The sequence below is a fragment of the Microbacterium galbinum genome (genome assembly GCF_023101185.1).
GTDB lineage: Bacteria > Actinomycetota > Actinomycetes > Actinomycetales > Microbacteriaceae > Microbacterium > Microbacterium galbinum.
This window is the reverse complement of record NZ_CP078077.1, coordinates 649630-672727: the sequence shown is the minus strand read 5'-3', so window position 1 is coordinate 672727 and position 23098 is coordinate 649630. Positions and strand designations below refer to the sequence as shown.

The following is a 23098-nucleotide window of genomic DNA, read 5'->3' as shown; positions in this document are numbered from 1 at the left end:
AGCGCCCGGGTGGCGCAGGCAGGAGCCGCAGGCGCGCACAGCGCCGCGGGCAGAGGCTGACGATCAGCCGGAGGCGGATGCCGTCTCCGGTGCTTCATCGTTCCCTCCACCTCCACCTCTCGACTCGTCCTCCCGTGGCGAGCATCAGACGAAAGCACCCACTCCCATGCGTCCCATCGACGAGCGCGCCATCCGCGCCTCCTTCCGCAACGCCTCCCGCAAAGAGGTCTCCGACCTGAACCTGCCCGCCGGTTTCGCCGACATCGATTTCGACCGGATCGACTATCTCGGCTGGGTCGACCCCAAGGCGCCGCGTCGCGCCTACGTGATCACCGAGGTGGACGGCGAGTTCACCGGCGCCCTGCTGCAGCAGGCCGAGCAGCGCGTGATCGCCCGCGCCCAGTGCTCGTGGTGCGAGGACGTCACGCTCCGCAACGACGTGCAGCTGTTCACCGCGCGCAAGGCCGGGCCGGCCGGTCGCAAGGGCGACACGATCGGCACCCTGGTGTGCGCGAACTTCGGATGCTCCGAGAACGTGCGCCGGCTGCCCCCGCTCGCCTACGAGGGCTTCGACCGCGAGCTCGCCCGCGATCTGCGCATCGTGAAGCTGGGCGAGCACGTGCGCGCCTTCCTCGCCGGCCTCGACGCCTGAGGGAGTCTCGTGCGGGGACGCTTCGACAGGCTCAGCGATTCACTGTCCGAGCTGGGTCCCTGAGCCTGTCGAAGGGCACCCCCGCTCAGGGGGCCGTGACGATCTCGATGGTCGTCACGGCCTCCTCGTGGTCGCACGCCTCGCCGACCCAGAGACGGATCCGCCCGGGCTCGACCCGGCGCACGCCGTCGCGCCCGGTGAAGGCGAGGCGCTCGGTGGGCACGTCGAACGTGACGCGCCTGCTCTCACCGGCGGCCAGCCCGATCCGCTCGAATCCGATCAGCTGAGCCACGGGGCGCACGACGCTCGCGACCTCGTCGTGCGCGTAGAGCTGCACGACGTCGACGCCGTCACGCCCTCCGACGTTGTTCACCTCGACCGCGACGCGGAACGAGGCTCCGGCGACGACCGTCGCATCGGCCTCGATCGCCGTGCGCGTGAACGACGTGTAGCCGAGTCCGAACCCGAAGGGGCGAACGGGTGTGGGGTCGACGCTCGTGATGTCGGTGCGTCCGCCGAGCACGGGGTGCAGGTACGAGTACGGCTGCGCGCCGGCGGAACGCGGCAGCGAGACGGGCAGACGCCCCGACGGGTCGACGCGTCCCGTGAGCAGGCGTGCGAGAGCGGGGGCGCCCTCCTCACCGGGGAAGAACGTCTGCAGCACCGCAGCCGGCTGGCGCGCGGCCGGAGCCTCCTCCGAGACGCGGGCCGCCGCGGGGGAGTTCACGGCGCCGAGACCCGCGGATGCTCCGCCCGGCGTCGCACGCGGCGGCAGCGCCCAGTCCAGGGCGTAGGGGCGACCCGTCATGGCGACGAGCACCACGGGCGTGCCGGTCTCGACGATCGCCTCGACGAGTTCCCGCTGCACGCCCGGCAGATCGAGGGTGTCGACGTCGTTGCCCTCGCCGACCGTTCCGCGGCCGAACAGCCCCGCGCGGTCGCCCACGACGACCACGGCGAGATCCGCGGCTCGCGCGGTGGCGACGGCATCCGCGATCCCGCTGCGGTCGTCGCCTTCGGCGGCGCAGCCGACCGCGTGCGTCACGGTCGCGTCCGGCAGCTCGGCGCGTAAGGCCTCGAGCACCGTCGGCAGGGCGATGCCGGCGGGCGTCGAGGGGTGGTGGGCGAGCACGTGGTTGACGAAGGAGTAGCAGCCCATCAGCGCCTCGGTGCTGTCGGCATTGGGGCCGATCACGGCGATGCGCCTGGTGGGGTCCGCGACCAGGGGCAGGATGCCGTCGTTGCTCAGCAGCACGATCGACTCCTCCGCGAGCTCGCGGGCGAGAGCGCGGTGCGCGGGGGAGTCGAGATCGACGGCCGTCGGCGGAGCGGCGGTGAAGTCGGCGTCCAGCAGCCCGAGCTTCTCCTTCTGCGCGAGCACACGACCGACCGCTCGATCGAGCAGCTCTTCGGCGAGCGTGCCCTGGCGCACCTGCGCCGCGAGCGTGGTGTACGCGTCGGGCGAGGGGAGCTCGACGTCGATGCCGGCGGTGAGGGCCAGAGCCGCGGCCTCGGACGAGTCGGCGGCGATGCGGTGCATCGAGCGCAGGAAGTCGACGGCGAAGTAGTCCGACACCACCACACCGTCGAAACCCCACCGCTCGCGCAGGATGTCGTCGAGGTAGTGCGCGTCGGCCGCCACCGGGATGCCGTCGATGTCGGTGTACGAGTTCATGACGCTGCGCACTCCGCCCTCGCGCACGGCCATCTCGAACGGCGGCAGCAGCACATCCTCGATCTCGCGCCCACCGGCGTGCACCGGAGCGTGGTTGCGCCCGGCGCGCGACGCCGAGTACCCCACGAAGTGCTTGAGCGTCGCGTGCACGCCCTGCGACTGCATGCCGCGCACGTAGGCGGTGCCGATCACGCCGACGACCAGGGGGTCCTCGGCGATGCACTCGTCGACGCGTCCCCACCGCGGATCGCGCACGACGTCGAGCACCGGGGCCAGCCCCTGGTGGATGCCGAGCGTGCGCATCGACGAGCCGATCGCCGCGCCCACCCGCTCCACGAGCGCCGGGTCGAACGACGCTCCCCAGGCGAGCGGCGTCGGATACGTCGCCGCCTGCCATGCCGCGAGGCCGGTCAGGCACTCCTCGTGCACGAGCGCGGGAATGCCGAGGCGGGTCTCGCGCTGCAGGCGGGCCTGCTCCGACCACAGCCATGCGGCGCGCTCGCCGGGGTCGACGGGGCGGGTCCCGTAGACGCGCGTGAGGTGGCCGATGCCGTGAGCGGTGGCCTCTTCGTAGCGCGTCGAGGTCTTCTTCTCGCCGGCCATCGGGGCGACGACCTCGTCTCCCTGGTCGACCCAGAACCCGACCAGCTGTGCCTGCTTCTCGTCGAGGGTCATCTCGGCGAGGAGCGCGGCGACGCGCGGCGAGAGGGGCGGGCGCGGGGTCTGCGTCGACGCGGTGGGCGTCGAGTGCGCGGTGGTGTCGTGTGACACGATGATCTCTTTCCGTACGGAGTGCGATGGGGCGCCGATGGCGCGTTCAGCCCTTGACGGCACCGGTCAGCCCGCCCACGATGCGCCGCTCGAACAGGCTGAAGAAGATGAGCGCGGGGATCATCGACAGCGACGTGAACGCGAGCACTTTGGCCGTGTCGACCGAATACTGCGACGAGAACGACTGCACGCCGAGCGGGAGGGTGAACGCCGAGGCGTCGTTGAGGATGAACAGCGGCAGCAGGTAGCCGTTCCAACTGCCGATGAACGCCAGGATGCCGGTGGTGATGACCCCCGGCAGAGACAGCGGCAGCACCATTCGCCAGAAGAAGCCGATGCGGCTGCAGCCGTCGATGAAGGCGGCCTCCTGGATCTCGTCGGGGATCGCCCGGAGGAACGGCACGAGGATGATGATCGTGGTGGGCAGGGCGAAGGCGATCTGCGGGAGGATCACGCCCCCGAGGGAGTTCATCAGGCCGAGGTTGCGCACCACGATGTACAACGGCGTGATCGCGACCGTCAGCGGGAACATGAGCCCCGCCGCGAAGAAGGCGTAGAGCACGCCGCGACCGGCGAACCGGTAGCGGGCCAGCACGTAGGCGGCCATGAGTCCCAGCGCGACCACCCCGGCGGTGGTGGCGACCGCGACGATCGTCGAGTTCAGCACCTGGCGCCAGAAGATCCCTCCGGTGATGACGTCGAGGTAGTTCGAGAACACCCACGGCTGCGGGAGACCGGAGGGGTCGGTCGTGATCTGCGCGTTCGTACGGAAGCCGCCGATGACGATGTACGCGATCGGGGCGAGCATGAGCCCGACGACGATCAGCGCCACGAAGTACACGGTCGGGTGCGCCCAGGGCAGGCGGGGACGGGCGGAGCGCCCGGTGCGCCCGGGACGCTGCGTCACGAGCAGCGAGGTGGCGGTCATCGGTTCTTCCTCTTCCTCTTCGCGGAGGCGGGCCCGGTGAGGGCGCCCTCGGTGTCGCGCCTGAGCACGGCGCGCTGATAGATGAGGGCGACCACGAGCGAGATCAGGAACAGCACGACGGCGACGGCGTTGCCGTAGCCGAAGTTGCCGGCATTGCGGCCCTCGCCGACCATGTACGTGGCCATGGTCGAGGTGCCGGCGGTCGAGGCGATGTACTGCCCCCAGATGATGTAGACGAGATCGAACAGCTGCAGCGAGCCGATGATCGACAGGAAGGCCCAGATGCGCAGCGTCGGGGCGAGCAGCGGCAGCGTGATGCGCCACTGGATCTGCCAGTACGAGGCCCCGTCGATCGCGGCCGCCTCGTGCAGCTCCTCGGGAATCCCCTGGAGGCCCGCGAGGAACAGGATCACGGCGAACCCGACGTACTTCCAGGTGATGATGACCATCAGCGTCCAGATCGCGATGTCGGGATTCGACAGCCAGTCCGCCGCCAGCCACCCCAGACCCGCGTTCTCGAGCAGGGCGTTGAAGGCGCCGCTGGTCTGGAGCATCAGGCTCCACCCGGTGCCGACGACGACCTCGGAGATCACGTAGGGGATGAAGATGAGCACCCGGATCAGCGACTGCCCGCGCATGCGCCGGTTGAGCAGCAGCGCGAGCAGGATGGCGGCCGGGCCCTGCAGCACGAGCGACATCACCAGGATGAAGCCGTTGTGCGCGAGGGCGTCGTGGAACAGCGGGTCCTGCAGGATCGTCAGATAGTTCTTCAGACCCACGAAGTCGGTGGGAGCCCCGTACCCCTGCCAGCTGAAGAAGCCGTAGTACGCGGCCATCAGCACGGGGAAGATGACGAAGGCGAGGAAGACGACCAGGGCGGGCCCGGCCAGAAGGATCACTTCCAGCCGGGCGGCCGCCTCACGCCTTCGCAGCGGCATCCTGGACAGCCTTGACGATGTCTTCCGGTGATCCCTGACCCGCGAGCATGTCGACGACGGCGACGTTGAGGGCGTTGCCGACGTTCTGGCCGTAGACGGTGTCGAGCCACTGCGACGCGTACGGCGCGGCGTTGTAGGCCTCGAGGATCGACTGCAGGTACGGCTCGGTCACGGCCTCCTGCGCCACCGTGTTCACCGGCGGGGCGTTGAACGCGGTGTAGTAGGCGGTCTGCACCTCGGCCGACCCGAGGTAGTTCAGGAAATCGACGCAGGCGTCCGGAGCATCGACCGAGCACGAGTACCCGTCGACGCCGCCCATCATCGAACCGGGTTCGCCCTCGCCGCCCTCGATCTCGGGGAACGGGAACCAGGCGAGATCGGCGAGCGGCTGCTGGTCGGGCGTGAGCGAGCCGATGACACCGGGGTTCCAGGCACCCATCAGCTCCATGCCGGCCTGGTGGTTCGCGATGAGTCCGGCCGAGCTGCCCGCACCCTGCTGGGCCGTGGTCGTGAGGAATCCGGAGTTGAACGGCTCGGTCGCGGCGAAGGCCTCGAGATCCTCGCCCGCGCGCACCCAGCAGTCGTCGTCGAAGTTCATCTCGTCGGCGGCCTTCGCCAGCGTGTCGGCGCTGCACTCGCGCAGAGCCATCCAGTAGTACCAGTGCGCGGCGGGCCAGGCGTCCTTCGCGCCGAGCGCGATGGGTTCGATGCCGGCGGTGCGCAGCGCGGCCGTCGCGTCCTCGAGCTCGGACAGCGTCGTGGGGTTCTCGGTGATGCCGGCCTCGTCGAAGAGGTCCTGGCTGTAGAACAGCCCGCCGGGCAGCACGGCGACGGGCATCGCGTAGATCTTGTCGTCGAGACTGCTGGCCGAGAACGCGGCGGCCGGGATCTCGTCGGTCACGGCATCCGACAGCGAACCGGTGAGGTCCTTGAGCTGACCGGCCTTGACCATCGCGGCCATCTTGCCGCCTCCGCGCTGCAGGAAGATGTCGGGCGCATCGCCGGAGTTGAGCGCGGTCTGGAGCTTGCCGTCGAGATCTTCGTTCTGGATCGACTGGACGGTGATCGAGACGCCGGGGTTGGCCTCCTCGAAGTCGGCGACCGTCTTCTCCCAGAACTCGACGCCGGGGCCGGTGGTCGAGTTGTGCCACAGGGTCATCGACGAGCCGTCGCCGTCGCCGCCGTCGGGGGTGCCGCCGGTGCATCCGCTCAGGACGAGCGCGCCGACGGCGGTCAGTGCCGCCGCGGCGGCGAGGGAGTGCCTTCTGCTGTTCATGTGATCGTTCTCCTCATCGAGAGTGTGTGCATCCGCACCGATGCGGACGCTCGCGGCAGCAGGGTGAGACCGCGTCGCAGAGCAGTCTCTTGCCGGAGATGACGGGCGTCAAACGTTTTCGAAAACAGTTTCCGAAAGCCCGACGTGTGCGGATACGATGGGCGCTCATGAGCGGGCGGACCACGATCCACGACGTCGCGAAGGCGGCGGGAGTCTCGGTCTCGACCGTGTCGAAGGCCGTGAACGGCCGGTACGGCATCGCCGACGCCACGGTGCGTCGTGTGCTCGACGCGGTGCGCGAGCTCGGCTACGAATCGAGCCTCGTGGCCAGCAGCATGCGCGCGCGGCGCACCGGCGTGATCGGGGTGCTGCTCGCCGACTTCGAGCCCTTCAGCGCCGAGATCCTCAAGGGCGTCGGCGCCGCGGTGCACGACACGGCGTTCGACCTGCTCGCCTACAGCGGGTCGCATCAGGGCGCGGGGGAGGGGTGGGAGCGCCGATCGCTGAGCCGCCTCTCCGGCACCCTCATCGACGCCGCGATCATGGTGACGCCGACGATCGTGAACGCCGCCACGGAGATCCCGGTGGTCGCCGTCGACCCGCATACCGGCCGCGCCGATCTGCCGACGGTCGAGTCCGACAGCTTCGGCGGCGCACTGACCGCGACGCGTCATCTGCTCGAGCTCGGTCACCGTCGCATCAGCTTCCTCGGCGGGCGCCCCGACCTGCGCTCCGCGGGCCTGCGCGACGCCGGCTATCGACGCGCGCTTCGCGATGCCGGCCTGCCCGTCGACCCCGACCTCATCCGTCCCGGTCTCTACGAGTGGCAGACCACCCGGGATTCGGCGCGCGTGCTGCTCGCCGGCCCGGATCGCCCGACGGCCGTGTTCGCCGCGAACGACCTCTCGGCGATCGCCGTGATCGACGTCGCCCGCGAGATGGGCATCCGTGTGCCCGAGGACCTCTCCGTGATCGGCTTCGACGACGTGCCCGAGGCGTCACGACGCGCACAGCCGCTGACGACGATCCAGCAGCCGATGCGCCGACTCGGCTCGGTCGCGGCCGAGATGGTGTTCTCGCTGCTCGCCGGCGAGCAGCTCGACGAGCTCCACGTGACCCTGCCGACCCGACTGGTCGTGCGCGGGACGACGGCCCCGCCGCCGGAGTCGCCGGGGCGCTGAGCCCGTCTCGTGCGAGACCCTCCGTCAGCCCCCGGTGACCGCGCGCACGTGCGCCATGGCCGGGCCCTCGAGCGTGTCCGACAGCCAGGCGAACTCGGCGAAGCTGCGGGTGCCCGGCCAGTCGGCGGGCAGCATCGACGGGGGAAGACCCGGGTCGAGGTAGGGGAGCGTGCGCCAGCGATCGAGCAGGTGGACGTACGCGGCGAACGGCTCGGCGGGCAGCGTCGTGAGCGACTCCTGGAACCGGCGGTGCTCGTCGGCGAGCGCGTCGAGATCCCACCAGGACGCCGCCGATTCGGCCGGCGTGCGATCGGTCACCGGCATCCCGGCGGGGAAGAGTGTGACCCACGCCCGCGCCCCGACCTCGTCGACGATCTGCCGCACCTCGTCCTGCAGGTGCCCGGGGCAGATCCACAGGGCGGAGGACACGACCCCCGCGCCGATCCAGTGCAGGCGCCGGCGCAGCTGATGCCGCACCGCCCGCTCGGTCTCGGGGATCGAGAACGACACGAGGCACCAGGGATCGGCATCCGTCATCTGCCGCATCGCGAAGATGCGCCGATCGCCGCGCTGCAGCATCGCCAGAGCGGCCGGGTTCAGGCGGTACCCGACGGCGTCGCGCCGCTCGGCCAGCAGCAGGCCCTTTTGCTTGAGGCGCGCGATGCCGGTGCGGGCCTGCGCGGCTTCGATCCCGAGATCACCGGCGAGCGAGACGAGATCGGCCGTCGAGATCCAGCCGAGCGGGCGCAGGAACAGGCCCACGACCGTGCGCAGCAGCGACGCCGTGCTGCCGGGGCGCGCGTCGATGTCGTCGACGACGGATGCCGCCGCCCCCGCGCCCTCCGCCGTCACCGTCATGCGCGCAGCGCGTCGCGCACCGCCAGCACGCCGGTCACGGTCTCGACGTGCGAGGTGCTCAGCGGGGACAGGCCCAGGCGGATGCCGTCGGGGAACCGGAAGTCGGGGATGACGCCTTCGGCCCAGAGCTTCTGCGTGACCTCCCGGAAGTCGGGGTGCCCGATCGTGACGTGCCCGCCGCGCAGGTCGGCGTCGCGCGGGCTGAGCAGCCGCACGCCGAGCGGCGCGAGCTGCTCGTCGAACGCGCGCACCGCGAGGTCGGTCAGCGAGCGGGACTTCGCGCGCACCGCATCGATGCCGGACTCCTCGATCAGGTCGAGCATCCCCTGCATCGCCAGCATCGAGGTGACCGGCGGCGTGCCGCTGAGCAGCTGCCGGATGTCGCCGGCGGGCACGTACTCCGGCCCCATGGCGAAGATGTCGGCGGCGCTCCACCAGCCCTGGATCGGCTGGCGCAGCGTGCCCTGGTGTGCACGGTTGAGATAGGCGAAGGCCGGGGATCCCGGGCCGCCGTTCAGGTACTTGTAGGTGCAGCCGACCGCCATGTCGACGCCCCACGCGTCGAGGTGCATCGGAACGACGCCCGCCGAGTGGCAGAGGTCCCACATCATGAGCGCGCCCGAGGCGTGCACGGCATCCGTGATCGCGGGCATGTCGGCCAGCGCGCCGGAGCGGTAGTCGACGTGGCTGAGCGAGACGAGCGCGGTGCGCTCCGACACGACGGCGACGACGTCGGCGACGCTCACGCCGAGCACGGGGTCGGGCTCGATCCAGCGCAGCGTCATGCCGGTCTCGGCGGCGACGCCCTCGGCGAGGAATCGGTCGGTGGGGAAGTTGCCCGCCTCGATCACGAGCTCGGTGCGGGTCGGGTCGGCGGCGGCCGCGGCGCGCATCAGCTTGTAGATGAGCACGCTGGTCGAGTCGGCGACGACGGTCTGACCGGATGCCGCACCCAGCGCGACGCGGCCGATGCGGTCGCCGAGTTCCATCGGCAGTGCCATCCACTGCTCGTCCCACGACCGGATGAGGCGCGTGCCCCAGTCCTCGCGCACGAAGGCCGCGAGCCGCTCGGGGATGTCGCGCAGCGGGCGGCCGAGCGAGTTCCCGTCGAGGTAGGCGTCGACGCCCGGCGCCTCGGCGAAGGCATCGAGGTGCGCGGCGAGCGGATCGGCGGCGTCGAGGGCGCGGGCGTGCTCGAGAAGGGCGGAGTCGAGAACGGCGGAGTCGTGGAGGTCGGTCATGTCACACCTTCAGGTCTTCGGGGAGGAGGGGGCGGGCGCGGAGCGGGTCGGGGGAGGTGCCGGGCGCTCCGGGGATGACGAGCGGTCGCGCGCCGGGGTCGCGCGGGTCGAGCGGTGCCAGCGCCCGCAGCAGGGCGGCGTCGTCGAGACCGGCGTCGCGGAGCGCCGCGATCTCGCCCGGGTTCAGACCGACGGGTGTCGGGCCGTTGCCCATGTCGGTGCCGTAGAGCACCGTGCCCCCGGCGGCATGGAAGCGTCGCACGTTCCCGACCGCGACCGCGCGGGTCGCGGCGTCGTGCACGGCGAGCGTCGAGATCCACGCGACGGATGCCGCCTGCGCGGCGATCTCGTCGTCGTCGAGCACCTCGGTGAAGGGAGCATGCGCGAGGCGCGCGACGCCGAGTCGCGCGAGGCGCTGCGCCTCGCCCGGTCCCTCCGCGTGAGCGGTGACCGTGAGGCCGTGGGTGGCGGCCAGGTCGACGATCGTGCGGATGAGCTCGTCGCCGAATACCGGGCCCGCGGTCGTGTTGCTGGCGACCTTGAGGCACCGGGCACCGGCATCCGCCATCTCGTCCACCGCCTCGGCGGCCTGCACCGCGTCGTTGATCTCGCGCACCGAGCCCGCCGGGGCCCACGCGCGGTCGGAGGGGTAGCCGCCCGGGGCCGTGAGGAAGGCGCCGGCGTAGTCGAGACGCACGGGGGCGAGCGTCTCGCCGAGCCGTGCGATCTCGGTCACGTTCGCCCCGAGGTCGATGACGCGGCCGAGCGTCGAGGCGGCGAGGCCCGTCGTGTCGACGAGCTGCAGGTGCACGTGGTGGTCGGTGAACCCGCCCGTCACGACGCCGTCGAGGCGGGGGAGGTGGTCGGCCGGGGTCGCATCGCGCACGAGCATCCGTCCGTCGAGCACGTCGATCACGCCCTCGCGCCATTCCTCGCCGTCGAAGAAGGTCGCCGCTCTCATCAGCTGCCGATCTCGGTGCGCACGGCGTAGAGCTCGGGGAAGAAGGTCAGATCGAGCGCGCGCTGCAGGAATCCGACGCCGCTGGAGCCGCCGGTGCCGACCTTCATGCCGATCGTGCGGGCCACGGTCTTGAGGTGGCGGAAGCGCCAGAACTGGAAGTTGTCCTCGAGGTCGACGAGGTCTTCGCACGCCTCGTAGAGGTCCCAGTACCGGCTCGGGTCCTGGTAGATCTCGCGGATCGCGGGCACGAGCTCGGGCGTCATCCGGTAGGGCTCCCGCACATCGCGGTCGAGGATCTCGGCGGGGATCGGCAGCCCACGGCGGGCGGCGAAGCGCAGGAACTCGTCGTAGAGGGTGGGTTTCTCCCACTCGGCGGTGAGCAGTGCGAGGTTGGCGGGGTGATCGCGGAAGACGCCGAGCATCTTCTCGTTCTTGTTGCCGAGGGCGAACTCGACCGCACGGTACTGCACCGACTGGAAGCCCGAGGAGTTGCCCAACGCGCCGCGGAACTGCGCATACTCGGTGGGGGTGAGGGTCGCGAGCACCGCCCACTGCTGGGTCATGACGTCCTGGATGCGCTTGACGCGGGCAATGCGCTTGAGGGCCTCGCGCAGGTCGTCGCGGGCGAGCAGTTCCCGCGCCGACGAGAGCTCGTGCAGCAGCTGCTTGAGCCACAGCTCGGTGGTCTGGTGCTGGATGATGAACAGCATCTCGTCGTGGTGCTCGGGGGTGCTCACCGGGCGCTGCGCCGTGAGCAGCTGGTCGAGCCCGAGGTACGAGCCGTAGGTCATCTTGCCTTCGAGGTCGGTCACGATCCCGCCCTCGAGCGCACGCGTGTTCTCGGCGGTGGTGGTGGCCTGCGTGGCGGGGCTGCTCTCGGGATTCGGGCTCTCGACGCTCATGGGGTAAACATATAACGGATGTGCCGTTCGTCACAATGATGAAATGTCAAGGGGTCGGGGTGATTCGCGTACGGCCGCTACCGTCGAGGGATGGGTGACCGCATCGACGCGCGCAGTTTCACGCGCCAGGACCGTACGAAGTTCCGCGCCAAGACCGAGCAGTGCCTCGACGCGCTCGCCGAGATGCTCGCCGATGGACGCTTCGACGGAGCGTTGCCTCAGCTCGGCCTCGAGATCGAGCTCAACCTCGTCGATCCCGCGGGGGATCCGGCCATGGCCAACGAGGCGGCGCTGGAAGCGATCGCCAGCCCCGCGTTCCAGACCGAACTCGGTCGGTTCAACATCGAGGTCAACGTCGCGCCGCGCCCGATCGGCGGAGGGCGCACGCGCGATCTGGAGACGTCGCTGCGCAACGCCATCGACGAGGCGGATGCCCGGGTGCAGGTGGCGACCGGCAATGCGATCGCGATGATCGGGATGCTGCCCACCCTCGACGAGCACCACTTCACCGAGCGCTGGATCTCGGAGGATCCGCGCTACAGCCTGCTCGGCCAGCAGGTGCTCGCCGCGCGCGGGGAGGACATCGAGCTGAAGCTGGAGGGCGTACCGCTGCCGGGCGGCCCCCGCGAGAGCCTCGACATCGTGACCGACACGATCCTTCCCGAGGCCGCCTGCACCTCGGTGCAGTTGCACCTGCAGGTCGAGCCGGACTCCTTCGCGCCGTACTGGAACGCGGCGCAGGCCATGGCCGGGGTGCAGGTCGCGCTCGCCGCCAACTCCCCGTTCTTCGCGGGACGCGCGCTGTGGCACGAGACCCGCATCCCGATGTTCGAGCAGGCCACCGACACCCGCTCGCAGGAGCTGAAGAATCAGGGCGTGCGTCCGCGCGTGTGGTTCGGGGAGCGCTGGGTCACCTCGATCTTCGACCTCTTCGAGGAGAACTCACGGTACTTCCCGGCGCTGCTGCCGGCGGTCACCGACGAGGACCCCTTCGCGGAACTCGCCGCCGGCCGCGCGCCCTCCCTCGCAGAGCTGCGCATGCACAACGGCACGGTGTACCGCTGGAACCGACCCATCTACGACACGGTCGACGGCACCGCCCACCTGCGCGTCGAGAACCGCGTGCTGCCGGCGGGGCCCACGGTCGTGGACGTGCTCGCCGACACGGCCTTCTACTACGGTCTCGTGCGCACGCTCGCCGAGGCCGATCGTCCGCTGTGGACGCAGATGAGCTTCGATGCCGCGGCCGAGAACCTGCGGGCGGGCGCGCGCGACGGGATCGAGGCGCGACTCTACTGGCCCGAGGTGGGCTGGGTCGGCGCGCGCGAGCTCGTGCTGCGGCGACTGCTGCCGATGGCCGCCGAGGGGCTCGACGCGTACGGTGTCGACCCGGCGGCACGTGATCGGTACCTCGGCATCATCGAGCAGCGCTGCGTGACCGGGCGCAACGGGGCGACCTGGCAGCGGGGCAGCGTCGCGGCGCGGGAGCGCGCGGGGCAGACCCGGGCGGAGGCGCTGCACGGCATGCTCCGCGACTACCTCGAGCTCGCCCGGGCCGGGGCGCCGGTGCACACCTGGGAGTGAGGGGCCCGCTTATCTCCTGCGGTGGTCCGCCGTTCAGAGTGCGGGCGTGCGCGGCGGGGGCGTGCGGCGCTCGCCGGGTGCTCCGGATGCCTCGAACGCCGCCGCGAGCCGCAGCAGGCGCGCGTCGTCGTAGGCGCGGCCGGTGAAGGTGAGTCCGATCGGCATGCCGATGTCGTCGAGGAGCCCCATCGGCACCGTGACGGTCGGGATGCCGAGGTGGCGGATGGCGAGGTTGCCGTTCGCGATCCAGGTGCCGTTGCGCCAGCCGAGGTCGGCGGATGCCGGATCGACGTCCATGTCGGCGGCGCCGAGGTCGGCGACGGCGGGGAAGACGACGGCGTCGAGGCCGAGGCCGTCCATCCACTGCTCGAGATCGCGGCGCCGGGTCTCCTCGAGCCCGCGGAGACCCTCGGGCAGCTCGGGCATGTCGTCGGGGCCGGTGCCGGGATGCGCCCGCACCCAGTCGGGGTACTCGGCAATGTCGTCGTCGAAGCCGGTGTAGCGGTCGGGCAGCGCGCCGTCCGGGTGCGGGAAGATCGTGGATCCGTCGACGCCGGTCAGTGAGTCGAGGGCGGGGTCGCCGTTGGCCCGCAGGAAGTCCTCCCACGCCCACGCCGAGAGATCGACGATCTCGCGGTGCAGGTAGGCGGGTGAGACGAGCCCGCGCGTCGCGATCGTCGGGGCGCCGGGGCGGTCGCCCTCGTAGTTCGACACCACGGGGAAGTCGACCTCGACCACGGTCGCCCCCGCCGCCTCGAGGTCGCGGCGCGCTGCCGCCCAGCGAGTGAGGATCGAGGGGCGGGTGTCGATGCGCCGACCGGTCGGCCCGCCGACCCCGGGGTGCGCGGCGGTGCCCGCCTCGGGATCGGCGTCGATGTACATGCGCGGGATGCCGATCCGGATGCCGGCGAGGGTGCTCGCGCGGACGGAAGGGGGCGTGCCGGTCGCGGCGGGCGTGCCGGTCGCGGTGGGCGTGCCGGTCGCGGCGAGCGCCGCATAGGAGGCGGGACGCACCGCGGAGGCGGCCGGGATCGCCACCCACGGCTGCGTGCGCCAGAAGTCTCCGCGCGTCTCGGCGTCGTCGGCGACGATGATGTCGAGCACCTCGAGTAGATCGGCCATCGTGCGAGCGTGCGGCACGACGACGTCCATCGTGGGCACGAGGGGCCAGTTGCCGCGCACCGAGATCACGCCGCGCGAGGGCGTGTACGCGCAGAGGGCGTTGTTCGTCGCCGGACCTCGACCGCTCGACCAGGTCTCCTCGGCCAGGCCGAACGCGGCGAAGCTCGCGGCGGTCGCGGTGCCCGAGCCGTTCGACGATCCGGAGGCGAAGGGCGCGGTGAGCCATTGCGCGCTGTACGGACTCTCGGCGCGTCCGTAGACCCCGCGCTGCATGCCGCCGTTCGCCATCGGCGGCATGTTGGTGAGTCCGAGGCAGATGGCCCCGCCGGCCCGCAGCCGCTCGATGGTGAACGCGTCGCGCTGGGCGACGAGCCGCGCGAAGGCCGGACTGCCGGCGGCGGCGGTGAGCCCGCGCACGAGGTAGCTGTCCTTGGCCGTGTAGGGGATGCCGTCGAGCGGGCCGAGGGTCTCGCCGCGCGCCCGACGCTCGTCAGATGCCGCCGCCTCGGCACGGGCCTCCGGGTTGCGCACGACGACCGCGTTCAATGCGGTGGGCGTGCGCGGGCCGTCATAGGCGTCGATGCGGGCGAGATAGGCGTCGACGAGGTCGACCGCCGTCGCCGCTCCCTCGTCGAGGGCGCGCCGCAGGTCGGCGATCGACGCCTCGACGACATCGATCATGCGAGTGCGCCCGTGGGTGAGGACTGCCCGAGCGCCGGCTGCTGCTGGGTGATGCAGTGGATGCCGCCCCCGCGGTCGAACAGCGGTCGTGCATCGACGGTCACGACGCGTCGGCCGGGATACGCCTCGCCGAGGATCTCGCGCGCCACGGCATCTGCCCGTTCGTCTCCGAACCCGCAGGCGACCACGCCGTCGTTCGTCACGAGATGGTTGACATAGCTCCAGTCCACGAAGCCCTCGTCGTCGCGCAGCGTGGAGGGCGCGGGGAGATCGATCACCTCGAAGCTGCGGCCGGCGGCATCCGTCTGCTCGGCGAGGTGCGCCCGCAGCTTGCGCGTCACCGCGTGGTCGGGGTGCGCGGGATCGTTCTGCGCGTGCAGCAGCAGGCGCCCGGGCGAGACGATCGTCGCCACGATGTCGACATGCCCGTTGGTGCCGAAGTCGTCGTAGTCGCGAGTGAGGCCGCGCGGCAGCCAGACCGCCTTGGTCGCCCCGATCGTGCGCAGCATCTCGGCCTCGACGCGCTGCCGGTCGGCGTAGGGATTGCGGCGCGGGTCGAGCTGCACGGTCTCGGTGAGCAGCACGGTGCCCTGGCCGTCGACGTGGATCCCGCCGCCCTCGTTCACGAGGGTCGAGCTCACGAGCTCGGCGTCGACGCCGCGTGCGATGATGCGGGCGTGCTGCGCGGCCGCCGCCCAGTCGGCCCACTCCGGGTCGCCCCAGCCGTTGAAGATCCAGTCGACCGCGCCGAGCGCCTCGGGGCGTTCGTCGTCGATCACGAAGGTCGGTCCGGAGTCGCGCATCCAGAACTCGTCGACCGGTGCCTCCACGATCTCGACACCCGCTCCCAGCATCCGCCTCGCTCGCGCGAGCTCGCGCGGATCGACCAGCATCGTGACCGGCTCGAACTCGGCGACCGCGTGCGCCACCGCCGTCCACGTCGCGTACCCCTCGTCGCGTTCGGCCGCGCTCTCGCCGAGCGTCTGGCCCTCGACGGGGAAGGCCATCCAGGTGCGATCGTGGCGTGCGGTCTCTGCGGGCATGCGCCAGGCCATCGGTGTCTCCTCGCGGTGGAGTGGTTATTGAACATGCGATCAACAGGTGCTACGGTAACCGGTGATGAACACGACGTCAAGAGTCTCCGGCCCCCGGCGCCTCCCTCCCGAAGAGCGCGACCGCTCGATCCTCGAGGGGGCCGTCGGGCTCGCCCGCGAGAGCGGGCTGGAGGCTCTCACCCTCCGTGCCGTCGCCGCCCGCGTGGGTGTCACCCCGGCTCTCGTCGCGCACTACCGCCCGGGCATGGACGCCTTCCTCGCCGATGTCTTCGGCGAGATCGTGGCGGCCGAGCGCGACGAGGTGATGGCGTCGTTCGACCCCGGCGCGACCGTGCGCGACAACCTGCTGCACATGACCGAGACGCTGCTCGACGGCCGTCGCGACGACGTGACCCTCGTGTGGGTGCAGGCGTGGGCGCTGGGGGCGCGCAACGAAGCGCTCGCCGCGCGCGTGCGCTCCGAGATGGACCTCTGGCAGAGCGCCCTCGAGGCGCATCTCGCCCGTGCCGTCGCCTCGGGCGAGATCTCGGCGACCCGCACCGAGACCGCGGCCTGGCTGCTGCTCGCGATGATCGACGGCATGAACGCGCACTCGTTGGTGAAGTGGGCGCCGCACGATCGCGCCGCCCTCGCCCGGCGCACGCTCGCCGTCGTGCTCGATCCGCGCGACGATGCACCGAATCCCCTCACCCCGAATCCCCTCACCTTGAACACGCTCACCCCGAACCCGCTCGACGCCCCGGCGTCCGCTCCCTCCTCCGCGAAGTAAGGAACGCCCCATGGATGCTGTGCGCATGCACGCCGCCTCGGCCGAGTCGACGGCCATCGTCGACGCGGTGCTCGACTACTCCCGACGGCGGATGCTGGCGGCCGACGTGCCGCTCGACAAGCCGCAGAGCGAGGCCGAGCTCAACCGGCTCGTCGGGGCGACGATCACCGACGCGGGACTGGGGGCCAACCGGGCGCTCAGCGTGTTCGAGCACATCCTCGCGCCGGCGTGCCTGACCACGAGTCATCCGCTGTACCTGTCGTTCATCCCCACCGCGCCGACCATGGCGGCGATCGCGTTCGACCTGGTGGTGTCGGCATCCGGTCTCTACGGCGGCAGCTGGCTCGAGGGAGCGGGCGCCGTGCACGCCGAGAACGAGGTGCTCTCGTTCCTGGCGAAGGAGTTCGGGCTTCCCGACACCGCGGGCGGGGTCTTCGTGCAGGGCGGTACGATCGGCAACCTGTCGGCGCTGGTCGCCGCGCGCGAGGCCGCCAAGGCACGGCTCCTCGAGGCGGGCAAGCAACTCCCGTCGCGGTGGAAGATCGTCTGCAGCGTCGAGGCGCACTCCTCGAACAAATCGGCCGCGCGGGTGATGGATGCCGACGTGCTGCTCGTGCCGGCGGGCGACGACGGCGTTCTCCGCGCGGATGCCGTGCGCGACGCCCTCGCCGAACACGGTGACGAGATCTGCGCGGTCGTCGCGACCGGGGGATCGACGAACTTCGGCATCGTCGACGACATCGCCGGCATCGCTGCTCTGAAGGACGAGTTCGAGTTCTGGCTGCACATCGACGGCGCGTACGGACTCACCGCGATGCTGTCGCCCGAGGCGCGGCACATCTTCGCCGGGGTGGAGCGCGCGGACTCGGTGATCGTCGATCCGCACAAGTGGCTGTTCGCGCCGTTCGACTGCTGCGCCCTGATCTACCGCGATCCGGAGGCGGGACGCCGCGCGCACACCCAGCACGCCGAGTACCTCGATGCGCTCACCGACGGCGACGACTTCAGCCCGTCCGACTACTCGATCCAACTCACCCGGCGCCCCCGCGGTCTGCCGCTCTGGTTCTCGCTCGCGACGTACGGCGTCACGTCCTACCGCGACGCGGTCGGGGCGACGATGACGCTCACCCGCCGCATCGCCGACGAGATAGCGGCACGCCCCGGGCTCCGGCTCGTGCGCGATCCGCAGCTCTCGGTCGTCGTGTTCGAGCGTGACGGGTGGGAACGCGCCGACTACGACCGCTGGTCGGCCGCCCTGCTCGACTCGCAGCGCGCCTTCGTCGTGCCGAGCTCGCACAAGGGCCGCCCGAACACGCGCTTCGCGATCCTCAACCCGCTCACGACCTTCGAAGACCTCGTCGGCATCCTCGACACCATGGCCTGACAGCGCGCCTCAGCGACTCGTGTGCGCGTCCAGGAAGTCGATGGTCTTCTGCAGGGCGGTCCGGGCATCCGGCAGGTCGAGGTGGAACTGGTACTCGTGGGGGAGCGCCGGTTCGTGCGGCGCCGGCCAGAAGAGCGTCGTGACCTCGACCCCCACCTCGTCGAGGCGTTTCGCCATCGGGATCGACTGCAGCCAGGTGAGGCCGTCACCGTTGCCGCCCGAGATGTAGGTCGCGGGGAAGTCCGCGGTCACCCAGTCCACGGTCGACATCGTCGCGCCCGTCGAGTCCTCGGCCCAGGTCTTGGTGCCGGAGTACGCCCACATCGCCGACTTGAAGCCCCAGCCGGCGATCCCGTCGAGCTGCGCGAGCGCCGACAGATCGTAGACGCCGCAGTTGAGCACGGTCGCGACCAGGTGCGAGGCCTCGATCGACGGCGTGATGTCCATGATCTCGGCGTAGTCGGGGCTCGTGATGAGCGTGGCCATCTGGCTGGCGAGCTGGGCACCGGCGGAGTCCCCGGCGAGCACGATCCGCGTGGGATCGACGCCCAGCTCGGCGGCATGCTCGTCGATGTAGGCGAGCGCCTCGTTGAGCTGGTTCACCGCGAGCGGGTACACGCCCTCGGGGCCGATCGTGTAGTTCACGCCGATCGTCGTGTAGCCCTCGGCGGCGAGGATGCGCAGGTACGGATCGACGTTCTCCTTCGCGCCCGAGATCCAGGCGCCGCCGTGGATCCAGACGACCGTGGGCAACGGGCCGGTGGCGGATGCCGGGGAGAAGACGTCCAGGGTCGTGTCGGCACCCCGGTCCCCGTAGGCGACGTCGAGCTGCTCGGTGAGCTCGACGTCGGGCACGTGCTTCTCCATCTCCGCCGCTGTCTCGTCACCGCCCTTGGTGAACACGGCGCGGATGATCATGGCCGACGGCCACGGGGTGAGCGAGCCGACGATCGCCACGACCGCGGCCACCCCGACGACGCAGGCGACGGCGATCTTCGTCCGCCGCCACGGACGACGCGCCTTCGCGGGTCGTGCCGGTTCTGGTTCGTGGTCGTGCGCGCTCATGGGACTCCCTCTCCGCGCACCAGTGTGGCAGTACTCCGCGCGGCGACGCACGCCCGGATCGACGCCGTGACCGGGGCGGGAATCCCGGGCCCCGCGAACCGGTCCGGTGGTCGACAGCACTTGTCCGCTGGGCGACACCCGCCCTCGCTAGCGTGAAGAGGGCCCCCGATTCCTGGAGTCCCGATGCCCCGCCCTGCGCCGAACCTCGAGCCGAATCCTGCTCCGACGACCGTGGGAGGGGCGTTCCGCGAGGGGGTGTGGGGGCGCGGGCGTCGGCTGCGCGCGGCGCTGTCGATCGCGGGTTTCTGCGGGCATCAACTCGCCGAGGTCATGGTGCCCGTCGCGGTGGGCGTCGTGATCGACCGGGCCATCGCTCCGCACGACCCGGTCGCGCTCGGGTGGGCGCTGGTGTTCCTCGTCGCCGTGTTCGCGGTACTGATCTGCGCGTGGCAGGTGGGTGATCGCTCCGCCACCGTCGTCTACGCGCGCGGCGAGCACGCGCTGCGGCAGGGGGTGCTCGGGCTCGCGCTGCGCCGTCGCGTGCGGCGTCCGGCCGGCGAGGTGCTGACGATCTCCTCGTCGGATGCCGGGCAGACGGCCGGGTTCTTCTGGGTGATCGCCGAGCAGGCGGCCGCGGCGACGGCGGTGCTCGTCGCGTGCATCACGCTGCTCGTCATCGCCTGGCCGCTCGCGATCGCCGTCGTGATCGGCACGCTCGTGCAGGCGTTCGTCGTGCACGCCGTGAGCGGGGGCCTGCGCCGTCGCGGATACGCGGCGCAGAAGCAGGCCGCTCGGCTCGACGCGGTGAGCACCGACTTCGCGACCGGCCTGCGCGTGCTCGGCGCCCTGGGCGGGGCTCCCCGAGCGGCCGAGCGCTACGTCGCCGAGAGCGCGGTCGCGGCCGAAGCCGCCTATCGCGCCGAGAAGGCGACGGCCGGGCTCACGGCGCTGAACCTGCTGGTGAGCGGTCTCGCCTTCACCGGCATCGCGATGCTCGGCGGTCGGCTCGCGCTGGAGGGCGCGATCACGGTCGGCGGATTCGTCACGGCGATGGGGCTCGCGCAGACGATCCGCGGACCTCTGCAGGCGCTCGGCTATCTGCCGGCGCAGATCGCGAGCAAGCACGGGTCGGCGACGCGCATCGCCGAGTTCACCGCCGAAGCGGAAATGGATGCCGCCGAAGCGGGAGCGGATGCCGCCGAAGCGGGAGCGGATGCCGTCGAGCGGATGCCGGTGACGGATGCCGTCGCCGCGGCCGCAGGTGGAGTGCCCGCGGGCGGAGTGGTCGCGCGCCTCGATGTCGACGGGCGGCCGATCGAGATCCGCGCGGGCGAGCTCACGGGGATTCGCGCAGACCCCGCGCGGATCGCCGATCTCGCGCGTCTGTTCGGCGGACAGCGCGAGCCCGAGGTCGGCGAGCTGCTGCTGACCGGAACGGATGCCGCCCGCCTCGATGCCGAGGGTCTCCGGTCCCGGGTGTTCGCCCCGCCGCACGACGCCGCGGTGTTCAGCGGCACGGCGGCCGAGAACATCGCCGATCCGATCGACGCCGCGCACCTCGAGGCATCCGCGTTCGACGAGGTGCTGCGCCGGCTGCCCGACGGTCTCGACGAGCGCGTGGGCGAGCGCGGCCTGCGGCTCTCGGGCGGTCAGCGTCAGCGCCTTCTGCTCGCCCGGGCCCTGCACCAACCGCAGCCCCTGCTCGTGCTGCACGAGCCGACCACCGCGATCGATCCGATCACCGAGGCGCAGGTCGCCGAGGGTCTCGCCCGTGACGGGCGCACGATCCTGCTGCTCACCGACCGCGCCTCGCTGCTCGCGGCGTGCGCGCACGTGCACGATCTGAGGGACGACCCAGATCAGAGGGACCACCCCGACCCGCGGGAGGATCCCGATCCGCGGGACGACCGCAATCCGCGGGACGACCCCGATCAGAGGGACGACGCATGAGCGACGAGAAGCTGCCGGTCGCGAGCCGCCGCGACACCGCGCGCGGACTCCTCACGGCGCTCGGGCATCGACGGGGTCTCGTGCTCCTCGCGCTCGTGACCCTGTTCGCGGGCGTCGGGGCGGCGCTCGTCGCCCCGTGGGTGATCGGGCTCATGGTCGACGACATCGTGGCGGGCGGCAGTGGGCTGCTGCCCTTCGGACTGGTGCTCGCGGCATCCGTGGTGTCGGCGGCCGTGCTCACGTGGGTGGGGCGCGTGCTGCTGGCCCGGCTGGGGCAGGGCACGATCCGGGAGGTGCGCGAGTCGGCGTTCCGCACGGCTCTCGCCCAACCGACGTCGCGGATCGAGGCGGCGGGGACCGGCGACCTGGTCGCGCGGCTCTCGGGCGACGTGCGTGCGGTGGGCGAGGTCGTCGAAGAGGCGTTGCCCGCCTTCCTGACCGCAGTCTTCGGGATCGTGCTGAGCCTGATCGGCATGGGGGCGCTCGACGCGCGCTTCGCACTGGCGGCCCTGTGCGCCGCCCCGGTGCAGTTCTTCGCACTGCGCTGGTTCCTGCGCCGGTCCGCTCCGATCTATCGCGCGCACCGCGCGGTGGTGGCCGAGCGGGGGCAGCGCACGATCGAGGCGGTGCGCGGGGTCGACACCGTCGTCGCGCTGCGCACCGAGGAGAGGCACCTGGCCGGGATCGCCGAGGCCAGCGAGCAGGCGATCGGGCTCGAGGTGCGCGCGACGCGGGTGCGCAACGACTTCAACGTCTTCCTCAACGGGGCCGAGTTCCTGGGGCTCGCGGCCGTCCTGGTGACGGGGTACTTCCTCGTCGCGGGCGGTCTGGTCGAGCTGGGCGCCGCGACCGCCGCCGCGCTCTACTTCCTCGGGCTCTTCGGACCGATGAGCAGCCTGCTCTACCGGATCGACGACCTGCAGGATGCCGGCGCCAGCCTCGCACGCCTGTTCGGAGTGATCGGCCTCCCCTCTCCCGCGCCGCGTACGCAGGAGAGACCCGCCCGTCGCGGCGCGATCGACGTCGAGGGGCTGCGCTTCGGACATCGTCCCGATCGTGACGACCTCGCCGGTGTCTCACTGCGCGCGTCGGCGGGCGAGAGGATCGCGGTGGTCGGGGCGAGCGGTGCGGGCAAGACGACGCTCGCCCGCGTGCTCGCGGGTGCGCTCCCCGTGAGCGGGGGAGACGTCCGCCACGATGGCCGCGCGATCGGGGAGTGGCACCCGCGCGACCTGCAGGATGCCGTGATCATGCTGAGCCAGGAGCCCCATGTGTTCGCGGGCACGGTACGCGACGACCTGGGGCTGTTCGCGGATGCCGACGAGGAGCGGATGCTCGCGGTCATCGACGCACTGGACGCGCACTGGATCCACCGCCTGCCCGAGGGGCTCGACACTCCGGTGGGGGAGTCGGGGCATCCGCTCACCCCGGGGCAGGCGCAGCACCTGGCGCTGGTGCGGGTGGCGCTGTCGGATGCCTCGGTCGTGATCCTCGATGAGGCGACGGCGGAGGCGGGGTCGGCCGACGCCGAGATCCTCGACGATGCGGCGGCCCGGGCGATCGGTGCGCGCACGGGGATCGTGATCGCGCACCGGCTCACCCAGGCGGTGACGGCCGACCGCATCCTGGTGATGGAGGACGGGCGGATCGTGCAGTCGGGAACGCACGCCGACCTCGTCGAGACGCCGGGACCCTATGCGCGGCTCTGGGCGGCGTGGACGGCCTGGTGACCGCCGTTCCGCGGAAAATCGGGACGACACGCCCGGCGGACGGGCCGGATTTGCCCGACCCCCGGAATCCACGTAAGTTATTACCTGTTCGCCCCACAGGGAAGCGGAAAGGCCGAGAGCCTCACCCCCCTCAAGCGGAGAACCACCCCCCCCCGAATCCACATCAACTCTTCTGAGTGTTCTGGATGAAGGAACTGCCTCATTCCGCTGAGCGAGTCGCCGAAACGCGATTTGACAACAGGAACGAGATCAGTAAGATAGAGAAGTTGCCCTTCGGGCCTGGTTGTGATGACTGGGTCGTGGGAGCATCCGATCCTTGAGAACTCAACAGCGTGCACTTGTCAAATGCCAAATAACCTCGATTCAGCTTCGGCT

At 71.2% G+C, this 23098-nt stretch carries 18 protein-coding genes; 7 read left to right on the top strand and 11 right to left on the bottom strand.

Going from position 1 to position 23098, the window contains the following annotated elements:
• Nucleotides 1-166: 166 nt before the first annotated feature.
• A complete protein-coding gene (locus KV396_RS03370; RefSeq protein WP_247624655.1) occupies nucleotides 167-652 on the top strand; it encodes an FBP domain-containing protein in 486 nt (161 codons plus the stop codon).
• 85 nt (nucleotides 653-737) lie between these two features.
• Here the strand turns inward: KV396_RS03370 and KV396_RS03365 are convergent, their stop codons facing one another.
• From KV396_RS03365 to KV396_RS03350, 4 genes are all read right to left on the bottom strand, one after another.
• Entirely contained in the window at nucleotides 738-3002 is a 2265-nt protein-coding gene (locus tag KV396_RS03365; RefSeq protein ID WP_247634024.1) for a beta-xylosidase/alpha-l-arabinosidase, read from the bottom strand.
• Between the two features lie 142 nt (nucleotides 3003-3144).
• Complete coding sequence (locus KV396_RS03360; RefSeq protein WP_247624656.1) at nucleotides 3145-4026, bottom strand: carbohydrate ABC transporter permease; 882 nt, start codon at nucleotides 4024-4026, stop codon at nucleotides 3145-3147.
• The gene (locus KV396_RS03355) at nucleotides 4023-4964 is read right to left on the bottom strand and encodes a carbohydrate ABC transporter permease (protein ID WP_247956817.1); all 942 of its coding nucleotides are present in this window, start codon (nucleotides 4962-4964) and stop codon (nucleotides 4023-4025) included. Before KV396_RS03355 ends, KV396_RS03360 begins: the two co-directional genes overlap by 4 nt.
• Nucleotides 4945-6240: an extracellular solute-binding protein gene (locus KV396_RS03350; protein ID WP_247624658.1), complete on the bottom strand. Its 1296-nt coding sequence runs from the start codon at nucleotides 6238-6240 to the stop codon at nucleotides 4945-4947. The genes KV396_RS03355 and KV396_RS03350 overlap by 20 nt, the downstream gene beginning before the upstream one ends.
• A gap of 167 nt (nucleotides 6241-6407) precedes the next feature.
• Here KV396_RS03350 and KV396_RS03345 point away from each other — a divergent pair, with 167 nt between their 5' ends.
• On the top strand, nucleotides 6408-7421 hold the full coding sequence (locus KV396_RS03345) for a LacI family DNA-binding transcriptional regulator (protein ID WP_247624659.1): 1014 nt from the start codon (nucleotides 6408-6410) through the stop codon (nucleotides 7419-7421).
• 24 nt (nucleotides 7422-7445) lie between these two features.
• Here KV396_RS03345 and KV396_RS03340 read toward each other — a convergent pair whose 3' ends face one another.
• The 4 genes from KV396_RS03340 to KV396_RS03325 are packed head-to-tail and all read right to left on the bottom strand — an operon-like array spanning nucleotide 7446 to nucleotide 11383.
• On the bottom strand, nucleotides 7446-8279 hold the full coding sequence (locus KV396_RS03340) for a PaaX family transcriptional regulator (protein WP_247624660.1): 834 nt from the start codon (nucleotides 8277-8279) through the stop codon (nucleotides 7446-7448).
• The gene (locus KV396_RS03335; protein ID WP_247956816.1) at nucleotides 8276-9520 is read right to left on the bottom strand and encodes a kynureninase; all 1245 of its coding nucleotides are present in this window, start codon (nucleotides 9518-9520) and stop codon (nucleotides 8276-8278) included. The genes KV396_RS03340 and KV396_RS03335 overlap by 4 nt, the downstream gene beginning before the upstream one ends.
• A 1-nt stretch (nucleotide 9521) precedes the next feature.
• Nucleotides 9522-10481, bottom strand: a complete 960-nt coding sequence (locus KV396_RS03330; RefSeq protein WP_247956815.1) for an amidohydrolase family protein — start codon at nucleotides 10479-10481, stop codon at nucleotides 9522-9524.
• A complete protein-coding gene (locus tag KV396_RS03325) occupies nucleotides 10481-11383 on the bottom strand; it encodes a tryptophan 2,3-dioxygenase (RefSeq protein WP_247956814.1) in 903 nt (300 codons plus the stop codon). The genes KV396_RS03330 and KV396_RS03325 overlap by 1 nt, the downstream gene beginning before the upstream one ends.
• Nucleotides 11384-11473: 90 nt before the next feature.
• Here KV396_RS03325 and KV396_RS03320 point away from each other — a divergent pair, with 90 nt between their 5' ends.
• The gene (locus KV396_RS03320) at nucleotides 11474-12967 is read left to right on the top strand and encodes a glutamate-cysteine ligase family protein (RefSeq protein WP_247956813.1); all 1494 of its coding nucleotides are present in this window, start codon (nucleotides 11474-11476) and stop codon (nucleotides 12965-12967) included.
• 33 nt (nucleotides 12968-13000) lie between these two features.
• Here KV396_RS03320 and KV396_RS03315 read toward each other — a convergent pair whose 3' ends face one another.
• Together KV396_RS03315 and KV396_RS03310 are read right to left on the bottom strand one after the other, a co-directional pair.
• Nucleotides 13001-14770 (bottom strand): amidase, encoded by a 1770-nt coding sequence (locus KV396_RS03315; protein ID WP_247956812.1) that lies wholly within the window; start codon nucleotides 14768-14770, stop codon nucleotides 13001-13003.
• The gene (locus KV396_RS03310) at nucleotides 14767-15825 is read right to left on the bottom strand and encodes an agmatine deiminase family protein (protein WP_247956811.1); all 1059 of its coding nucleotides are present in this window, start codon (nucleotides 15823-15825) and stop codon (nucleotides 14767-14769) included. Before KV396_RS03310 ends, KV396_RS03315 begins: the two co-directional genes overlap by 4 nt.
• 64 nt (nucleotides 15826-15889) lie before the next feature.
• Here KV396_RS03310 and KV396_RS03305 point away from each other — a divergent pair, with 64 nt between their 5' ends.
• Together KV396_RS03305 and KV396_RS03300 are read left to right on the top strand one after the other, a co-directional pair.
• Entirely contained in the window at nucleotides 15890-16594 is a 705-nt protein-coding gene (locus KV396_RS03305; RefSeq protein WP_247633954.1) for a TetR/AcrR family transcriptional regulator, read from the top strand.
• Nucleotides 16595-16604: 10 nt separating this feature from the next.
• Entirely contained in the window at nucleotides 16605-17978 is a 1374-nt protein-coding gene (locus KV396_RS03300) for a pyridoxal phosphate-dependent decarboxylase family protein (protein ID WP_247956810.1), read from the top strand.
• Between the two features lie 9 nt (nucleotides 17979-17987).
• Here the strand turns inward: KV396_RS03300 and KV396_RS03295 are convergent, their stop codons facing one another.
• Nucleotides 17988-19043 carry an alpha/beta hydrolase gene (locus KV396_RS03295; RefSeq protein WP_247956809.1) on the bottom strand — a complete coding sequence of 352 codons (1056 nt, stop codon included), beginning with the start codon at nucleotides 19041-19043 and terminating at the stop codon, nucleotides 17988-17990.
• A gap of 183 nt (nucleotides 19044-19226) precedes the next feature.
• On the opposite strand from KV396_RS03295, the gene KV396_RS03290 reads away from it, so the two are divergent.
• Together KV396_RS03290 and KV396_RS03285 are read left to right on the top strand one after the other, a co-directional pair.
• Nucleotides 19227-20993 (top strand): ABC transporter transmembrane domain-containing protein, encoded by a 1767-nt coding sequence (locus KV396_RS03290; protein WP_247956808.1) that lies wholly within the window; start codon nucleotides 19227-19229, stop codon nucleotides 20991-20993.
• Nucleotides 20990-22723, top strand: a complete 1734-nt coding sequence (locus KV396_RS03285) for an ABC transporter ATP-binding protein (RefSeq protein WP_247956807.1) — start codon at nucleotides 20990-20992, stop codon at nucleotides 22721-22723. Before KV396_RS03290 ends, KV396_RS03285 begins: the two co-directional genes overlap by 4 nt.
• Nucleotides 22724-23098: the final 375 nt, after the last annotated feature.